The organism is Mesorhizobium sp. M0306, from assembly GCF_040321655.1.
Lineage (GTDB): Bacteria > Pseudomonadota > Alphaproteobacteria > Rhizobiales > Rhizobiaceae > Mesorhizobium.
The window spans coordinates 339,216-356,389 of record NZ_JAMYRY010000001.1; the positions used below are offsets into that span (position 1 = coordinate 339,216).

15 protein-coding genes and 1 tRNA gene are annotated in these 17,174 nt (G+C 64.0%); 13 read left to right on the forward strand and 3 right to left on the reverse strand.

Annotation, left to right across the window (positions count from 1 at the left end; genetic code table 11):
- Positions 1-161: 161 nt before the first annotated feature.
- Complete coding sequence (locus tag NKI95_RS01705) at positions 162-1,118, reverse strand: N-formylglutamate amidohydrolase (RefSeq protein WP_352713553.1); 957 nt, start codon at positions 1,116-1,118, stop codon at positions 162-164.
- A gap of 139 nt (positions 1,119-1,257) precedes the next feature.
- On the opposite strand from NKI95_RS01705, the gene cpdR reads away from it, so the two are divergent.
- Together cpdR and NKI95_RS01715 are read left to right on the forward strand one after the other, a co-directional pair.
- Entirely contained in the window at positions 1,258-1,620 is a 363-nt protein-coding gene (gene cpdR / locus NKI95_RS01710) for a cell cycle two-component system response regulator CpdR (RefSeq protein WP_006199474.1), read from the forward strand.
- A 104-nt stretch (positions 1,621-1,724) separates the two neighbouring features.
- Positions 1,725-1,799 (forward strand) — tRNA-Val (locus NKI95_RS01715).
- 92 nt (positions 1,800-1,891) lie between these two features.
- Here NKI95_RS01715 and fcl read toward each other — a convergent pair.
- Positions 1,892-2,854 carry a GDP-L-fucose synthase gene (gene fcl, locus NKI95_RS01720; RefSeq protein ID WP_352713556.1) on the reverse strand — a complete coding sequence of 321 codons (963 nt, stop codon included), beginning with the start codon at positions 2,852-2,854 and terminating at the stop codon, positions 1,892-1,894.
- A 162-nt stretch (positions 2,855-3,016) separates the two neighbouring features.
- Complete coding sequence (locus tag NKI95_RS01725) at positions 3,017-4,171, reverse strand: dihydrodipicolinate synthase family protein (RefSeq protein WP_352713558.1); 1,155 nt, start codon at positions 4,169-4,171, stop codon at positions 3,017-3,019.
- 242 nt (positions 4,172-4,413) lie between these two features.
- Here NKI95_RS01725 and NKI95_RS01730 point away from each other — a divergent pair, with 242 nt between their 5' ends.
- The 11 genes from NKI95_RS01730 (at position 4,414) to NKI95_RS01780 (ending at position 17,131) form a co-directional block, all read left to right on the forward strand.
- Positions 4,414-5,469, forward strand: coding sequence for a LacI family DNA-binding transcriptional regulator (locus NKI95_RS01730; RefSeq protein ID WP_352465863.1), 1,056 nt, complete (start codon positions 4,414-4,416; stop codon positions 5,467-5,469).
- Entirely contained in the window at positions 5,466-6,482 is a 1,017-nt protein-coding gene (locus NKI95_RS01735) for a Gfo/Idh/MocA family protein (protein ID WP_352713561.1), read from the forward strand. Before NKI95_RS01730 ends, NKI95_RS01735 begins: the two co-directional genes overlap by 4 nt.
- On the forward strand, positions 6,479-8,080 hold the full coding sequence (locus NKI95_RS01740; protein ID WP_352713564.1) for an acyl CoA:acetate/3-ketoacid CoA transferase: 1,602 nt from the start codon (positions 6,479-6,481) through the stop codon (positions 8,078-8,080). The genes NKI95_RS01735 and NKI95_RS01740 overlap by 4 nt, the downstream gene beginning before the upstream one ends.
- Positions 8,073-8,849: an enoyl-CoA hydratase/isomerase family protein gene (locus NKI95_RS01745; RefSeq protein ID WP_352713567.1), complete on the forward strand. Its 777-nt coding sequence runs from the start codon at positions 8,073-8,075 to the stop codon at positions 8,847-8,849. The genes NKI95_RS01740 and NKI95_RS01745 overlap by 8 nt, the downstream gene beginning before the upstream one ends.
- Positions 8,850-8,864: 15 nt before the next feature.
- Positions 8,865-10,376, forward strand: a complete 1,512-nt coding sequence (locus NKI95_RS01750) for an aldehyde dehydrogenase family protein (protein WP_352713570.1) — start codon at positions 8,865-8,867, stop codon at positions 10,374-10,376.
- A 59-nt stretch (positions 10,377-10,435) separates the two neighbouring features.
- Positions 10,436-11,689, forward strand: coding sequence for an ABC transporter substrate-binding protein (locus NKI95_RS01755; protein WP_352713573.1), 1,254 nt, complete (start codon positions 10,436-10,438; stop codon positions 11,687-11,689).
- 143 nt (positions 11,690-11,832) lie between these two features.
- A complete protein-coding gene (locus NKI95_RS01760) occupies positions 11,833-12,792 on the forward strand; it encodes a carbohydrate ABC transporter permease (protein WP_352713576.1) in 960 nt (319 codons plus the stop codon).
- Positions 12,789-13,733 (forward strand): carbohydrate ABC transporter permease, encoded by a 945-nt coding sequence (locus tag NKI95_RS01765; protein ID WP_352713578.1) that lies wholly within the window; start codon positions 12,789-12,791, stop codon positions 13,731-13,733. The genes NKI95_RS01760 and NKI95_RS01765 overlap by 4 nt, the downstream gene beginning before the upstream one ends.
- Before the next feature lie 4 nt (positions 13,734-13,737).
- Entirely contained in the window at positions 13,738-14,853 is a 1,116-nt protein-coding gene (locus NKI95_RS01770) for an ABC transporter ATP-binding protein (RefSeq protein WP_352713581.1), read from the forward strand.
- Between the two features lie 5 nt (positions 14,854-14,858).
- Positions 14,859-16,373: an FAD-dependent oxidoreductase gene (locus tag NKI95_RS01775; RefSeq protein WP_352713584.1), complete on the forward strand. Its 1,515-nt coding sequence runs from the start codon at positions 14,859-14,861 to the stop codon at positions 16,371-16,373.
- On the forward strand, positions 16,370-17,131 hold the full coding sequence (locus NKI95_RS01780) for a 3-ketoacyl-ACP reductase (protein WP_352713588.1): 762 nt from the start codon (positions 16,370-16,372) through the stop codon (positions 17,129-17,131). The genes NKI95_RS01775 and NKI95_RS01780 overlap by 4 nt, the downstream gene beginning before the upstream one ends.
- The last annotated feature ends 43 nt before the right edge of the window (positions 17,132-17,174 follow it).

Genomic DNA, 17,174 nt, shown 5'->3' on the forward strand with positions numbered 1-17,174 from the left:
CGCCTTGACATTTGTGCAGCGCACAATACGTTTGTTCTCGGACAGGGGTTCCTGTCCATGCCCTCCTTGGGCGTTTCCTCCCTAGACTTCGACCGTGTCGTGCAAACGATGCGGTCTTTTTTTACGCTGCCGCATAAGCGGCGAGTACCGCGATTCCGGCGCTATTCGGCAGCCAGCGGTAGATCCATGAAATTGTGATCGGGCATCGCCATCAGTTCGGCCGAAAACCGCGCCAGATCGCCGGCCAGGGCGTCGAAACCAGCCGATCTCTGGAACGTCCGCTCATTCATGTAGAGCCCGCGATTGACCTCGATCTGCAGCGCATGCAGATGGCGCACGGGGCGGCCATAGTGCTCGGTAATGAAGCCTCCGGCATAGGGCTTGTTGTGGGCGACGCTGTAGCCCATGCCGGTGAGCAGGCCGATCGCCGTCTCGGTCAACGCCGCCGTGGCGGAAATGCCGAACCGGTCGCCGACAATGAAATCCGGACGCAATCCGCTGTCGCCGACCCGTATGCTTGCCGGCATCGAGTGGCAGTCAATCAGCACGGCGTAGCCGAAGCGCGCATGGGTTCTGGTCAAAAGCCGTTTCAGCGTCTCGTGATAGGGCTTGTAGACCGCTTCGATGCGCGCCACGGCTTCCGCCAGCGGCAAGCGGCCGGAATAGATGTCGAGCCCCTCGCCGACCAGCTTGGGCACGGTGCCGAGCCCGCCGGCCACCCGCGCCGAGCGGATGTTGCAGAATGACGGCACCGGTTCGGCAAACATGCGCGGGTCGAGTTCCCACGGCTCCCGGTTGACGTCTAGATAGGCGCGCGGGAAGTTTGCCGCCAGCATCGGCGCCCCGAGCGCGACGGCACCGCCGAACAATTCCTCGACATAGCAGTCCTCGGAGCGGCGGATGGCGTTGCGGTCCAGCTTGGCCATAGCCATGAACCGGTCCGGATAGTAGCGGCCGCTATGCGGCGAGTTGAAGAGGAAGGGAACGCGCTGTTCGGCGCCCGATCGGATTTCGAAGGGTGGAACGACCGAAAAATCCTCGGCTGCCGTTTTCAATTTGAACGAACCCAGAAATACCAATGCATCATGATAAGGAAAGTGCCACCTCGCCGTCCGCATGTCCAGCCGCCGAAGTGCCAGCCAAATCAGGATTGTGCGGCCAACGTTCACTTGATGTTTACCGTCACCTCCTCATATACAGCATGGTTAACGGGCTTGCCGCACGGCATTGTCGGTTGGGTGATTCGGACGGGACAAGATGGCACGCATTCTGCTGGCGGAAGACGACGACGACATGCGCCGGTTCCTCGTCAAGGCGCTGGAGCGCGCCGGTTATCAGGTCAGCGATTTCGACAATGGCGCCAGTGCCTATGAGCGGCTGCGCGAGGAACCTTTTTCGCTGCTTTTGACCGACATCGTCATGCCCGAGATGGATGGCATCGAGCTCGCCCGCCGCGCCACCGAGATCGATCCCGACCTCAAGGTGATGTTCATCACCGGCTTCGCCGCCGTCGCGCTGAACCCTGATTCCAAGGCGCCGAAAGACGCCAAGGTGCTATCGAAGCCGTTCCACCTGCGCGACCTCGTCAACGAGGTCGAAAAGATGCTGCAAGCCGCCTGACGCGCTTTTTGTCGCGTCTTGACCGGCCCGGCAAGCCAGCCATTCTTTCCCTTTTCCCGCTATTGACGTGCCGAACCAAAAATGGTGTATGCGCGGCTTCGGATGGGCGTGTAGCTCAGCGGGAGAGCACTGCATTGACATTGCAGGGGTCACAGGTTCAATCCCTGTCACGCCCACCATCCAGATAATCCCTCACTTGGCCGTCGGTATTTTCATCGGCTGACGTTCTCGCCCTCATCCAGTCCTGATGCCGAGCTCGCCAATACCGGCCTCAGGCTGCGCCGAGGCGCAGATCGCCGGTCTCGACGTGCTCAAGAAACCAGGCATAGGTCTGTTCCAATCCGCTGCGCAGCGAATAGCGCGGGCGCCAGCCGGTGGCGAACAGACGCGACACGTCCATCAGCTTGCGCGGCGTGCCGTCCGGCTTCGTCGCATCGAATGTGATCGTCGCATCGGCGCCGGCGACCGACACGATGGTGCGGGCAAGATCGGCAATGGTGATGTCTTCCCCAGAGCCGACATTGATGTGGCTGTCGCCCGAATAATTCTTCAGCAGCCAGACCAGGGCGTCGGCGGCGTCGTCGACATGCAGGAATTCACGCATCGGCGTGCCCGATCCCCACACCTCCAGGCTCTTGCGGCCGGCGCGCCTGGCCTCGTGCGCCTTGCGCATCAGGGCCGGCACGACATGGCTTGAATTGAGGTCGAAATTATCGCCCGGGCCGTAGAGATTGGTCGGCATAGCCGAGATGTAGTCGACACCGTATTGGCGCCGATAGGCCTGGCACAGTTTCAGTCCGGCGATCTTGGCGATCGCATACCATTCGTTGGTAGGTTCGAGCGGGCCGGTCAGCAAGGCGTCCTCGGAGATCGGCTGCGCCGCGAATTTGGGATAGATGCAGGACGAGCCGAGAAACAGCAGCTTCTGCACCTCGTTGCGGAAGGCGCTGTCGATGACATTGTTCTGCATGACGAGATTGTCCTGCAGAAAATCGACGGGAAGCCGGTTGTTGGCCAGGATACCGCCGACCTTGGCCGCCGCCATCACCACTGCATCCGGCTTGCGGTCGGCCATCCAGCGCCGCACGCCGGCCTGGTCGAGAAGATCGAGCTCGGCGCGCGAGGCGGTCAGAACCTCGCAATCCTCGTCGGCCAATCGGCGCAGGATGGCCGAGCCGACCATGCCGCGATGTCCGGCCACGAAAACGCGCTTGCCCCGAAGGTCGAAGGTCATCAGCTTATCCCAATGCAGAACGGCAGCTTTGCCGGTTGGCCGGCAGAGCGCCGGATCGGCTTCTCTGTTGGACGCATACCGCATACAGATTTGCCCAGACAAGCCAAATCGCAAAGCCACCCGAAACCGGGCTTGCAGATTGGACGCTGCAATGTCTTGCGATCAGACGCCCGCTACCGCGCAGAGGCTTGTCATTCTGGCAATGGCAAGCTCCGGCTCGGCCAGCAATCCTGCCTGGTCGGCAAGGCGAAAGACATCGGCATAGTGACGTATGCCGCGCGCCGACTGCATGCCGCCGACCATCGAAAAATGGTCCTGATGGCCGTTCAGCCAGGCCATGAAGACAATGCCGGCCTTGTAGTATTCGGTCGGCGCCTCGAAGATCTTGCGCGACAGCGGCACTGTCGGCGCCATCAGCGCGTCATAGCCGGCGCGGTCGCCGTCGGCCAGCTTTGCCAGCGCCGCATTGGCGACCGGCGCGATGGTATCGAAAATGCCGAGCAGCGCGTGCGAATGTCTGTCGCCGTCGCCGGCGATCAGCTCGGGGTAGTTGAAGTCGTCGCCGGTGAACATCACCACGCCCTCGGGCAGCCGGTCCCTGAGCGCGATCTCCTTGCCGGCGTCGAGCAGCGATATCTTTATGCCTTCGACCTTGCCGGCATGGCGTTCGATGATCGCGATCACCGTCTCGAGCGCGGTTTCGAAATCGCTGCTGCCCCAGTAGCCTTTCAGCGCCGGGTCGAACATGTCACCCAGCCAGTGCAGGATGACCTTGCCGGATGCCTGGGACAGGATGCGGTCGTAGACGCTGACATAGTCGTCGGGGCTTTTGGCGATCGCCGCCAGCGCCCGGCTGGCCATCATGATCGCCTTGCCGCCAAGCCCTTCGATGAAGCCGAACTGCTCCTCATAGGCCGCGATGACATCGTCGAGCGTGCTCGCGGCCCCCGGCGCCAGATGGTCGGTGCCGGCGCCTGACGCGAGATCGGCGCCCTCGACGCTGCGCGCCTCGATAATGGAGCGGCGGATCAATTCCTTGGCATTTGCCCAGTCGAAACCCATGCCGCGCTGCGAGGTGTCCATCGCTTCGGCGACGCGAAAGCCGAGCCGCCAAAGGTGACGGCGAAACGCCATTGTCTTGTCCCAGTCGACCGCGGGCCTCGACCACGGATCGGTCATGGCGAGGGGATCGGCAACGACATGGGCGGCGGCGTAGGCGATGCGCGAGAACCGCGCGCCGGCCACAGGCTGCACCGGCTGGCCGACAAGCCGGTAGCGGATACGGCCGCCGCCTTCCCCGGGCAAGGTGATGTCCATGGCTCTCTCCTTCCCAGCGCCTATTAAATGGAACGTTCCAATAAATCAAGATACTTTGCCGCCCTTCGTCGCGCCGGTCAAATTGCTGCATCGCAGCAGGTGAAAGCCGTACTTGCTGGAGGATTGCGCCTATTGAGCCGCATTTTTCTCCGGTTCGAAAAAACGCGATTGACTCAAATGCGCCGCAGGGATTAGATCGTTCCAATAAATCGCACAAGAAACCACCGGGAGGACAGATCTGGATGGCCAGCCGGGCCAAGGCAACGATACTCGACATCGCCCGTGAGGCGGGCGTGTCCAAATCGACGGTATCGCTGGTGCTGCAAGGTAGCGGGCTGATCCGGCCTGAAACCGCGCTGAAGGTGCGCAAGGCGATCGAGGATGTCGGCTATGTCTACAACCGCGGCGCCGCCAATCTGCGCAAGGCCCATTCCAATGTCATCGGCATGGTCATCAACGATCTCACCAATCCGTTTTTCGCCGAACTGGCGGTCGGCATGGAGCGCGTCTTCCAGTCGGCCGGCGTCGTGCCCTTCATCGCCAATACCGCTGAAAACCCGGTGCGCCAGGAAGAGGTTTTGAAATCACTGATGGAGCAGGGTGTCGCCGGGCTCGTCGTGTCGCCGGCGCGCGGCACCACGCCTGGCGCGTTCCGCCGCCTTGAGACCGCGGGCGTTCCGGTCGTCTTCGTCATGCGCCGCCTTCCCGAAAGCCGCATCCCGGTGATCACACCCGACAATCATCGCGGCGCCTATCTCGCCACCGCCCATCTGATCGGTAAGGGCCACCGCCGGCTGGCCTTCTTCGGCGGCTCGTCCGACCTTGTCGTCTATCACGAGCGGCTGGGCGGCTTTCGCGAGGCCTGTGAAGCGCTCGGCATCGCACCGGCCGACAGGCTGGTCTTCGAGGGCGAAACCAGCCGCAAGGGCGGCATTGCCTGCCTGGAAACCGCGCTCGCCATGGCCGCGCCGCCGACTGCAGCCCTTTGCTTCAACGATGCGGTCGCCTTCGGCGTCTTGCTGGCGCTGCGCAAGCGCGGCCTGGAACCCGGCGCGGACTTTGCCGTCGTCGGCTTCGACGACGTGGCCGAGGCCGAGCACTATATGCCGGCGCTGACCAGCGTGTCGGTGAACACCGCCGGCCTCGGCGAGCGCGCCGCCCATGTCGTGCTGAAGATGATCCAATCGCGCACCACGCGCGCCGAGGATCATATCGGCGCCGTCAACCTCGTGGTCAGGGAAAGCTGCGGCCCCGATCGCAAGGAGCATGGCTGCGCAGGAATGGGAGACGCGGCATGACCGTCAGTTGGGGGCTGATCGGCGCCAGCACGATCGCAAGACAGTTCATGATCGGCGCCATCCGCGCGCAGCCGGACGGCGAAATCGCCGCAGTGATGAGCTCCAGCCCGGAGCGCGCCACCGCCTATGCCAGCGAAAACCGTATTCAGGCGGCGGTCTCGACGCTGGACGCCCTGCTCAAATCCGATATCGACGCCGTCTACATCTCGACCACCAACGAATTGCATCTCGAACAGGCACTCGCCGCCATCGAGGCGGGAAAGCATGTGCTGTGCGAAAAGCCGCTGGCGCTGACCAGCGCCGACGCGCGCAAGATGGTCGCCGCCGCCAGGGCCGCCGGCGTCGTGCTCGGCACCAACCACCATCTGCGCAATGCCGGCTCGCATCGGGCGATGCGCGAAGCGATCGCTGCCGGCCGCATCGGCAGGCCGATCGCTGCGCGCGTCTTCCACTCCGTCTATCTGCCGGAAAACCTGCAGGGCTGGCGCATCACCAGGCCGGACGCCGGCGGCGGCGTGGTGCTCGACATCACCGTGCACGATGCCGACACGCTGCGCTTCGTGCTCGGCGACGATCCGGTCGAGATCTCGGCATTCACGCAATCGGCCGGCATGGCCGCCGGCGGGCTGGAAGACGGCGCCATGTGCCTCTGGCGCTTCGGATCGGGGGTCATTGCCCAATCGCATGAGGGCTTCACCACCAAATTCGCCGGCACCGGCTTCGAGGTGCATGGCAGCGAAGGCTCGCTGATCGGCAAGGATGTGATGACGCAGAAGCCGGTCGGCTCGGTGTTGCTGCGAACGGCACAGGGCGAGGAGGAATTGAGCTTCGACCGCGAAGACCTCTATGCCCGTTCGCTGCGCCAATTCCACGCGGCGATACGTGGCGAGGGCCAGCCGTCCGCCACCGGCGAGGACGGCGTCTGGTCGTTGACCGCAGCCGAGGCGGCATTGCAATCGGCCAAGTCCGGCAAGGCCGTCGCCATCGACTCGAAGCTCGGGGGTGCTGCGTGAGCAAGCTCGTCTCCGCGGCTGAGGCCGCCGGCCTGATCAGGGATGGCATGGTCGTTTCCGTATCGTCGTCGAGCGGCCTCGGCTGCCCGGATGCAGTGCTTGCCGCCATCGGCGAGCGCTTCGACGCCGAAGGCCATCCCAAGGACATCACGACGCTGCACCCGATCGCCGCCGGTGACATGTACGGCATCAAGGGCATCGACCATCTAGCCAAGCCCGGCCTGTTGAAGCGCACTTTGTGCGGCTCCTATCCATCCGGGCCGTCATCTTCCGAGCCGCCGCAGATCTGGAAGATGATCGGCGACAATTCGGTCGCCGCCTATAACGTGCCGTCCGGCATCCTGTTCGACATGCATCGCGAGGCCGCCGCCAAGCGCCCCGGCGTGCTGACCAAGGTCGGGCTCGATACCTTTGCCGACCCGCGCCATCAGGGTTGCGCGATGAACGCGGCCGCCAGCGAGCCGATCGTTTCGGTGCAGCAGTTCGACGGCGAGGAGTGGCTCTATTTTCGCTCGATCGTGCCGCAGGTCGCGATCATCCGCGCCACCACGGCCGACGAGCGCGGCAACCTCACCTATGAGCATGAGGGTGCCTATCTCGGCGGCCTCGAACAGGCGCTCGCCGCCCGCAACAATGGCGGCATCGTCATCGCGCAGGTCAAGCGCGTCGTCGAGAACGGCACGCTGAAACCGCACGATGTGCGCGTGCCCGGCGTGCTGGTCGACCATATCGTGGTGGCGCCCGACCAGTTGCAGACGACGCTGACGCCCTACGATCCGGCCATCTCCGGCGAGATCTTCCGGCCGTTGTCGAGCTTCCGCAACGCCGAGATGAACGTCCAGAAGGTCATTGCGCGCCGCGTCGCCATGGAGCTTGCCGACGACATGGCGGTCAATATCGGCTTCGGCATCTCGGCCAATGTGCCGCGGATCCTGCTCGAGGAAGGCCAGCACGGCAAGGTCACCTGGGTCATCGAACAGGGCGCGGTCGGCGGCGTGCCGCTGCTCGACTTCAAGTTCGGCTGCTCGTCGAACGCCGACGCCTTCATGCCCTCGCCGCACCAGTTCATCTATTTCCAGGCCGGCGGCTTCGACGCCTCGCTGCTGTCCTTCCTGCAGATCGACCGCCATGGTTCTGTCAACGTGTCGAAGCTTTCGGCGCGGCCCCACGTCACCGCCGGCGCCGGCGGCTTCGTCGACATCACCGCGCGGGCGAAGAAGATCGTCTTTTCAGGTTTCTTCAATGCCGGCGCCAAGCTGTCGCTTGCTGATGGCGGCATCCGCATCGACCAGGAGGGCAAGGTCAAGAAAGTCGTCGGCGAGGTTGAGCATATCTCCTTCTCGGGCAAGCGTGCCGTCGCGCAGGGACAGGATATCACCTATGTCACCGAGCGCTGCGTGATGAAGCTGACGCCAGCAGGGCTGATGGTGACGGAGCTGGCGCCGGGCATCGACCTGGAGCGCGATGTGCTGGCGCAGGCCGAGATCCCGCTCGCCGTAGCCAACGATCTCAAAGTGACGCCGGATGCGCTCTACAGGGACCGGCCGATCGGCCTGTCGCTCAATGGCGGCGCCTCGCTTGGAGGCGCCCATGGCTGAGCGCCTCGTCACCTTTGAAACCGACGGCGCCATCGGCATTGTCACGCTGCGCCGGCCGGAGAAATTCAACGCCCTCGACATTCCGATGCTGCGGGCGCTGGAAGCAGCACTCGATGAGGCCGAGGCGGCGGACGGCGTCCGCGTCGTGCTGATCTGCGGCGAAGGCAAGGGCTTTTGCGCCGGCGGCGACGTCGAGGCATGGGCAGAAATGAGCGCCGCCGATTTCCAGGTGCAATGGGTTCGCTACGGCCACCGCGTCTTTGATCGGCTGGCGCGGCTGCGGCAGCCGACGATCGCCATTCTTGCCGGCCATGCGCTGGGTGGTGGGCTGGAACTGGCGGCGGCTTGCGACTTTCGCGTGGCGGAAACGCAGGTGAAGCTTGGGTTCCCGGAGACCTCGATCGGTGTCGTTCCCGGCTGGTCCGGCACACAGCGCGCCGTGCGCCGCTTCGGTGCGCAGGCGGTGCGGCGGATGGCGCTCGGCGGCGAGGTGTTTCTGGCGACCGAGGCTCTTGCTCTGGGGATTGTCGACCGGGTGGTCGAGACCGGTAAGGCGTTCGCCGAAGCCAAGGCCTGGGCCGGCAAGATCGCCGAGCGCGGGCCGCTCGCGACCGAAGCCGCCAAGCTGATGATTGCCATCGCCGAGGGCGAAGAGAGTGCTGCCGCGACCGAAGCGCTGGCCAGCGGCTTCATCGCGCTGACAAGCGATCTCAGGGCCGGCGTCGAGGCTTTCAAGGCCAAGCAGAAGCCGGCGTTCTCAAGATCTTAGGAACCTGAAACTCACATGAACGCACCTCTCAACATCGCCATGCCCGCCGAGGCAGCCGCAGCGCCGAAAAGCTACCGGCTGCTGATCGGCGGCAAGTTCATCGACGCCCAGGACGGCCGCACACTGGAGCGCAGCAGCCCCGGCCACGGCTTCACCGTCTCGCGCTATGCACAGGCCGGCGCGGCGGACGTGGAGGCGGCGGTACAGGCCGCGCACAAGGCCTTCGAGACCGGCCCGTGGCCGCGCATGAAGGCCGCCGAGCGCGCCGCGATCCTGCTCAGGACGGCTGACCTGATCGAGGCGCGGCTGGACGAGATTGCCCGGCTCGACGCACTGGAATCCGGCAAGCCGATTGCCCAGGCGCGCGGCGAGATCGGCGGCGCCGTCGACATCTGGCGCTATGCCGCGGCACTTGCGCGGACGCTTCACGGCGAAAGCTACGCCAATCTCGGCGACGCCATGCTCGGCGTCGTGCTGCGCGAACCGATCGGCGTCGTCTCGATCATCACGCCGTGGAATTTTCCCTTCCTGATCGTCAGCCAGAAGCTGCCCTTCGCGCTCGCCGCCGGCTGCACGGCAGTGGTCAAGCCGAGCGAGATGACCTCGGCCTCGACTTTCGTACTCGGCGAGATCCTGATGCAGGCCGGCCTGCCGGATGGCGTCGTCAACATCCTTGCCGGGCTGGGCGCCGATGTCGGCGCACCGATGGTCAGCCATCCGCTGGTCGAGATGGTGTCGTTCACCGGCTCCACCCGCGTCGGCAAGATGACCATGGCGTCTGCCGCCAACTCGCTGAAAAAAGTCGCGATGGAGCTCGGCGGCAAGAACGGCCAGATCGTCTTTCCCGACGCCGACCTCGAGGCCGCCGCCGACGCGGCGGTTTTCGGCGGCTTCTTCAATGCCGGCGAATGCTGCAATGCCGGCAGCCGGCTGATCGTCCATGAGGCGATCGCCGGCGAGTTCCTCGGCGCCGTCAAAGCACTCACCGCCAAGGTGACTGTCGGTGACCCGCTCGACGACCGCACCAAGGTCGGCGCGATGATCTCCACCGACCATGTGGCCAAGGTTACCGGCTACGTGACGGCAGCGGAGAACGGCGGCAGCCGGATCTATTGCGGCGGCAAGCAGCTTGCTTCGAGCGCCGGCCAGTATCTTGATCCGACCATCGTTGGCGACGTCACCGAAGACATGGCCATTGCGCGCGAGGAAGTGTTCGGGCCGGTGCTCTCGGTGCTGACTTTTGAGTCGATTGAAAGGGCGTTGCACATCGCCAACAACACGCCCTATGGTCTGTCGGCGGGCGTGTGGAGCGCCAGCATCGATACCTGCATGTCGGTGGCGCGGAATGTGCGTTCGGGAACCGTTTGGGTGAACACGTTCATGGAGGGTTACCCCGAACTGCCTTTCGGCGGCTACAAGCAGTCCGGTCTCGGACGCGAACTCGGCAAGCGCGCCGTCGAGGATTATACCGAGGAAAAGACAATCCAGTTTCATCGCGGCCAGCGCACCGGATGGTGGGTCGGCTGAGTTGGGAAGAACCCGGCGGGCATCCGCCGGTCGTGTAGGTTCAACAAGGGAGGAAGTACATGTTGCGCAAACTGCTTATCGGGACGGCTCTCGCATCAGGCGTTGCGTTCGCGGCCCATGCCGAGGACGTCAAGGAAGTCCAGATGCTGCATTGGTGGACGTCGGGCGGTGAAGCTGCCGCTCTGAACGTGCTCAAGCAGGATCTGGCCAAGGAAGGCTTTGCCTGGAAGGACGTGCCGGTGGCCGGCGGCGGCGGCGACGCCGCCATGACCGCGCTGAAGGCGATGGTGGCGGCCGGCAACTACCCGACCGCCTCGCAAATGCTTGGCTACACCGTGCTCGACTATGCCGCAGCCGGCGTCATGGGCGATCTGACCGAGACGGCGATAAAGGAAGGCTGGGACAAGTCCGTTCCCGCGGCCCTGCAGAAATTCTCCGTCTATGACGGCAAGTGGGTCGCGGCTCCGGTCAACGTCCACTCGGTCAACTGGCTGTGGATCAACAAGGCGGTGATGGACAAGATCGGCGGCACCGAGCCCAAGACCTTCGACGACTTCATCGCGTTGCTCGACAAGGCCAAGGCGGCGGGCGTCGTCCCGCTCGCGCTGGGCGGCCAGAACTGGCAGGAAGCGACCATGTTCGACTCGGTCGTGCTGTCGACGGGCGGGCCTGAGTTCTACAAGAAGGCCTTCAACGACCTCGACGAGGAGTCGCTGAAGTCCGACACGATGAAGAAGTCGTTCGACAATCTCGCCAAGCTCGTCACCTATGTCGACCCGAACTTCTCGGGCCGGGACTGGAACCTCGCCACCGCCATGGTCATCAAGGGCGATGCGCTGGTGCAGGTGATGGGTGACTGGGCCAAGGGCGAATTCAACGCCGCCAAGAAGGTCCCGGGCACCGACTTCCTGTGCTACCGCTTCCCCGGCACCGACGGCAGCGTCGTCTACAACTCCGACATGTTCGGCATGTTCAACGTTCCGGAGGACCGCAAGGCCGCCCAGATCGCCCTGGCCACCGCCACGCTGTCGAAGAGCTTCCAGTCGGCCTTCAACGTCGTGAAGGGCTCTGTTCCGGCCCGCACCGACGTGCCGGATACCGATTTCGACGCTTGCGGCAAGAAGGGCATGGCTGACCTGAAGGCCGCCAATGAAGGCGGCACGCTGTTCGGCTCTCTGGCGCAGGGCTATGGCGCGCCTCCGGCGGTTGCCAACGCCTACAAGGATGTCGTCTCGAAATTCGTCCACGGCCAGATCAAGACCTCGGACGAGGCCGTGACCCAACTGGTCAGCGCGATCGAAGACGCCAAGTAAGCGCCCGCCGATGTGAATGATCTCCCCGGCGCAAGCCGGGGAGAGTCCTCTGCGGTGGGGTTTGCGGTTGCGCCGACCGGCACGCTTTCGTGCCGCAGAGGCCGCGACGACAGAATTCCGGACCCGCGATACGGAATGGACAGATGAGCACAGTTGCTGAAACCAGTATCACGCTGACGCCGGAGCACGGTGCCCGTCCGGGCGCCTCGGTGCGCTCGCGCCTTCAGGACGCGCTGCCGAAGCTCGTGCTGGCGCCAAGCTTTGCCGCCACCGTCGTCTTCGTCTACGGCTTCATCCTGTGGACGATCTATCTGTCCTTCACCAATTCCAAGACCTTCCCGTCCTATGCGATCACCGGGCCACGCGCCTATCAGCGGCTCTGGCGCTGGACCTTCGAAAGCGACCCGCCGTCCAGCTGGTACACGTCGATCACCAATATGGGGATTTTCGGCTTCCTCTACATTTCCATCTGTCTGGCGCTCGGCCTGTTCCTGGCGATCCTGCTCGACCAGAAGATCCGCGGCGAAGGTGTGCTGCGGCCGATCTATCTCTACCCGATGGCACTGTCGTTCATCGTCACCGGCGTTGCCTGGAAATGGTTTCTCGACCCCGGCCTCGGCCTCGAGCAGACGCTGCACCAATGGGGCTGGACGAGCTTCCATTTCGACTGGATCAAGAACAAGGATTTTGTCATCTACACGGTGGTCATCGCCGGCGTCTGGCAGGCGTCGGGCTTCATCATGGCGATGTTCCTGGCCGGCCTGCGCGGCATTGACGGCGAGATCCTGAAGGCGGCGCAGATCGACGGCGCCACCACCTTCCAGCTCTACCGCCGCATCGTTATCCCGCTGCTGCGGCCGATCTTTCTCTCGGCCTTGATCGTGCTCGCGCATCTCGCCATCAAGTCCTACGATCTGGTCGTCGCGCTGACCAGCGGCGGGCCGGGCGGTTCGGCCTGGCTGCCGTCCAATTTCATGTATGAGTACACCTTCAAGCGCAACGAGATGGCCGTCGGCTCGGCCAGCGCCGTGATCATGCTGATGACCATCACCGCGATCATCGTTCCCTATCTCTATTCCGAGCTTCGGGAGAAGCCGCGATGAGCGCTATAGCCACTCCTGCTCGCCAGAGCACTGGCGGTATCAGCGCCAGGACGGTCAACCGTATCGTCATTTACGGGCTGCTGGCGCTGTTCGCGCTGTTCTACCTGATGCCGCTGTTCGTCATGCTGGTGACCTCGTTCAAGACCATGGACGAAATCCAGAACGGCAACATGCTGGCGCTGCCGCAGGCGCCGACCTTCGCACCCTGGATAAGGGCATGGAGCGAAGTTTGCTCGGGTCTCACCTGCGTCGGCATGAAGGGTTATTTCTGGAATTCGATCAAGATGGTGGTTCCGGCCGTCGTCATCTCGACCCTGCTCGGCGCACTCAACGGCTATGTGCTGACGAAGTGGCGCTTTCGCGGGGCGACGCTGGTATTCGGGCTGATGCTGTTTGCCTGCTTTATCCCGTTCCAGTCCGTCCTCTTGCCCATGGCAACGATCCTCGGCAGCCTCGGCCGGTTCGGCGTCAAGCTGCAGAACGCGACCGGCCTCACCTTCGGCTTCGGCAATCCGACGGTGAACCTGGTATTCGTCCACGTCGTCTACGGCATCGGCTTCACCACCCTGTTCTTCCGCAATTATTACGAGGCGTTTCCGAACGAATTGGTGAAGGCGGCGCAGATCGACGGCGCCAGCTTCTTCCAGATCTTCCGGCGCATCATGCTGCCCAACTCGCTGCCGATCATCGTGGTGACGGTCATCTACCAGTTCACCAACATCTGGAACGATTTCCTCTTCGCCTCCGCCTATGCCGGCTCAGGCGACGTCATGCCGATGACGGTGGCGCTGAACAACGTCGTCAACACCTCGACCGGCGTCGTCGAATACAACGTCAACATGGCGGCGGCGATGATCGCCGCGCTGCCGACGCTCCTCGTCTATGTGCTCGCCGGCCGCTATTTCGTGCGCGGCCTGATGGCCGGCGCCGTCAAAGGATAATCGGATGGCTTTTCTGGAAATTGACGGGTTGAAGAAGCGTTTCGGATCGGTCGAGATCCTGAAAGGCATCGACCTCGATCTCGAAAAGGGCGGCTTCCTCGTGCTGGTCGGGCCGTCCGGTTGCGGCAAGTCCACGCTGCTCAACACCATTGCCGGCCTGGAAACCATCACCGAAGGCGAAATCCGTGTAGACGGACGCACGATCAACGATCTCCACCCCTCCAAGCGCGACATCGCGATGGTCTTCCAGAGCTACGCGCTCTATCCGAACATGACGGTCGCCGGGAATATTGCCTTCGGCATGGAGATGCGCGGCGTGCCGGTCGGCGAGCGCCAGAAGGCGATCGACAAGGTGGCGAAGGTCCTGCAGATCGGCCATTTGCTGAAGCGCAAGCCAAGCCAGCTTTCCGGCGGCCAGCGCCAGCGCGTCGCCATGGGCCGGGCGCTGGTGCGCGATCCCAAGCTGTTCCTGTTCGACGAGCCTTTGTCGAACCTCGATGCCAAGCTGCGCGTCGACATGCGCATCGAGATCAAGCGCCTGCACGCCACCACCGGCACCACCATCGTCTACGTCACGCACGACCAGATCGAGGCGATGACGCTGGCCACCAAGATCGCGGTGATGCGCGACGGCGAGGTGCAGCAATTCGGCACGCCGGCCGAAATCTATAACAATCCGACCAACCTGTTTGTTGCCGACTTCATGGGCTCGCCGGCGATGAACCTGATCCCGGCGACGATCGGCAGCAACGGCAGCGGCTTCTCCGTCGTCATGGAGCGCGAGGCGCGCCAGCCGATTTCGTTGCCGCTGGCCAATGCGCCGGTCGGTCTTTCGGCATTCCAGGGCAAACCGATCATCTTCGGCGTCCGCCCGGAAGCACTGACCGATCCAGAGGGCGCCGAACGCAACGCCTCGAACATCGCCCGCGCCGACTGTCACATCGAGGTCATCGAGCCGGCCGGTTCGGATACGTTCGCGGTCACCAATCTCGGCGGCAAGGCGGTGGTGGCGCGGCTGCGCGCCGATGCCAACATCCAGCCCGGCACGGTCACCCCGCTCGCCTTCAACCTGACCAAGGCGGTGTTCTTCGATCCGGCGACCGAGAAACGCATTGTCTGACGGCTATGACAAATCCCGACATAGTCATTATCGGCTCCGGCATTGGCGGCGCCACGATCGCCTCCGGCCTTGCCGGCAGTGGCGCCTCGATCCTGATGCTGGAGCGTGGCGAACCACTGCCGGCAACGCCGCACTCACGCGACACGCGAGCTATCTTCGTCGATGGTCACTATCGGCCGAAGGAGATGTGGCTCGAGGCCGGCGGAGCGCCTTTCAACCCGGGCAATTACTACTATGTCGGCGGCAATTCGAAATTCTACGGCGCCGTGCTGATCCGCTACCGCGGGCAAGACTTTTCGGAGATGGAGCACTATGGCGGCATCTCGCCGGCCTGGCCGTTTTCCTATGAGGAATTCGAACCCTGGTATTCCAGGGCCGAGCAGCTTTTCCGCGTGCGCGGTGCACTCGGCGAAGACCCGACCGAGCCGTTCCACTCGATGCCCTACCCTTTCGGGCCGGTGCCCGACGAGCCGCCGATCGCGCGAGCGCGCGCCGAGCTCAGGAGCCTAGGCCTGCACCCGGCATCGCTGCCGCTCGGCGTCGACATCGAAGCCTGGCTGAAGGACGGCAGCACGCCGTGGGACGCGTTTCCCAACACAGGCGCCGGCAAGGTCGACGCCCAAACGGGACCGCTGGCCGCCGCACTTGCCGACCAGAACATCAAGCTCGAGACCGGCGCCCATGTCGAACATCTCGAGGCATCGCCGGATGCGAGGACAATCGCCGCCGTCCATTATCGACAGAACGGTACGCTGAAGAAAGTCGCGCCGAAACTGGTCATCCTATCGGCCGGCGCGGTCAATTCCGCCGCCATCCTGCTGCGCTCGCCCACCCCTGAGGGCAAAGGCGGTGGCAAAGGCCTGGCCAACCGCTCCGACCAGGTCGGCCGCAACTTCATGAACCACAATTCGAGCGCCATGCTGGCGATCGATCCACGCCGCCGGAACAAATCCGTCTACCAGAAGACGCTGATGCTGAACGATTATTATCTGTCCGACGGCAAGGGCGGCAAGCCGCTCGGCAACGTCCAGCTCCTCGGCAAGATCGACGGCAACATCCTCAAGGCCAATGTCAGGCGCGCGCCCAAATTCGCGCTCGATTTCATGGCCGGCCACGCCGTCGACTGGTATCTGATGTGCGAAGACCTGCCCGATCCCGAGAGCCGCATCATGGTCGACGGCAAGGACATCGTCATGCAGTGGCGGCGCTCCAACATGCAGTCGCTCGACGGACTGACCAAGGTGATGCGCGAGAATTTCCGCGCCTGCGGCTATCCGATCGTCCTGTCGCGGCCGTTCGACAAGCGCACGCCCTCGCATCAGTGCGGCACGGTGAAGATGGGCAACGATCCGGCGACCTCGCCGCTCGACCCGTTCTGCCGCTCCTTCGACCACAGCAATTTGTTCGTCGTCGATGCCGGCTTCCTGCCGAATTCGGCCGCCGTCAATCCGGCTCTGTCGATCGCCGCACAGGCGCTGCGCGTCGCCGATCATATCCGCAAGACGGAGCTTGCAACATGAGCCGCCCGGCAGCGATCGTCACCGGCGGCGCGCGCGGCATCGGCCTTGCCTGCGCCGAAGCGCTCGCAGATTCCGGCTTCGACATCCTCGTCGCCGACCTTGCCGACGAAGCCGCCGACGGGCTCGCCGCCGACATCACCGGGCGCGGCGCGAAATTCGCCTATGCCAGCAGCGACATCGCCGATCTCGGCGGCCATGCGGCACTTGTCGATGCTGCATTGAATGCCTTCGGCCGCATCGACTGCCTGGTCAACAATGCCGGCATCGGCGCCGTCCTGCGCGGCGACCTGCTCGAGCTCAAGCCGGAAAATTTCGACCGGGTGCTCGGCATCAATCTGCGCGGCACCGTATTCCTCGGCCAGGCCGTTGCCAAAGCGATGCTCGGCCTGCCGAGCGATGGTGCGAGATCGATCATCACCATCACCTCGGTCAGCGCCGCCATGGCCTCGCCGGAACGTGCCGATTACTGCATTTCCAAGGCCGGGCTTTCGATGTGGGTGAAGAACCTGGCGCTGCGGCTTGCCACCGAAAACATCGCCGTGTTCGAGGTGCGGCCGGGCATCATCCGCACCGACATGACCGCGGGTGTGACCGCCAAATATGACGGGCTGATCGACGGCGGGCTGGTGCCGGCAATGCGCTGGGGCGAAGCTGCCGATGTCGCCGCCGCTGTGGCGGCGCTCGCCGGTGGCAGGCTCGGCTTTTCGACCGGCTCGGTCATCAATGTCGACGGCGCGCTGTCGGTGCCGAGGCTATGAACAGGTGACGCCATGACCAACTACCTCCCATGAATGACTACAT